Annotated in this window: 1 protein-coding gene; it reads right to left on the reverse strand. The window is 65.8% G+C overall.

What is annotated here, in order from left to right; genetic code table 11:
- On the reverse strand, positions 1–1,011 hold a 1,011-nt coding region (gene hutU, locus HX846_RS36795), incomplete at both ends, for a urocanate hydratase (RefSeq protein WP_178967412.1).

A 1,011-nucleotide genomic window follows, 5' to 3' on the forward strand; every position in this document is an offset into this window, starting at 1 on the left:
CGCTCGGCGGCTTCGTCGGTACCGTCGCAGACAATCACCATGCCCGAGTGCTGGGAGAAGCCCATGCCGACGCCGCCGCCGTGGTGCAACGAAACCCAGGTCGCGCCGCTGGCGGTGTTGAGCAAGGCGTTGAGCAGTGGCCAGTCGGACACGGCGTCGGAACCGTCCTGCATCGATTCGGTTTCACGGTTGGGGCTGGCCACCGAGCCGGAGTCCAGGTGGTCGCGGCCGATCACGATGGGTGCCGACAGCTCGCCGCTGCGCACCATTTCGTTGAATGCCAGGCCGAGCTTGGCGCGCTGGCCCAGGCCAACCCAGCAGATACGCGCCGGCAGGCCCTGGAAGCTGATGCGCTCGCGGGCCATGTCCAGCCAGTTGTGCAGGTGCGCGTCGTCCGGGATCAGCTCTTTAACTTTGGCGTCGGTCTTGTAGATGTCTTGCGGGTCGCCGGACAGTGCCGCCCAACGGAACGGGCCGATGCCACGGCAGAACAGCGGACGGATGTAAGCCGGGACGAAACCCGGGAAGTCGAAGGCGTTTTCCACGCCCACTTCTTGCGCCATCTGACGGATGTTGTTGCCGTAGTCGAACGTCGGGATGCCTTGTTTCTGGAACTCGAGCATGGCCTTGACGTGCACGGCCATCGACTGCTTGGCGGCCTTGATCACTTCGGCCGGTTCGGTCTTGGCGCGGGCGCGGTATTCGTCCCAGGTCCAGCCGGCGGGCAGGTAGCCGTTGAGCGGGTCGTGGGCGCTGGTCTGGTCGGTGACCATGTCCGGGCGCACGCCACGCTTGACCAGTTCCGGAAGGATTTCAGCGGCGTTGCCCAGCAACGCGATGGAGATCGCCTGGCCGGCCTTGGTGTATTTGTCGATGCGCGCCAGGGCGTCGTCGAGGTCGGTGGCTTGTTCGTCGACGTAGCGGCTGCTCAGGCGGAAGTCGATGCTGACCTGCTGGCATTCGATGTTCAGCGAGCAGGCACCGGCCAGGGTCGCGGCCAGTGGCTGGGCG

This window comes from Pseudomonas sp. K5002 (assembly GCF_013386655.1).
GTDB lineage: Bacteria > Pseudomonadota > Gammaproteobacteria > Pseudomonadales > Pseudomonadaceae > Aquipseudomonas.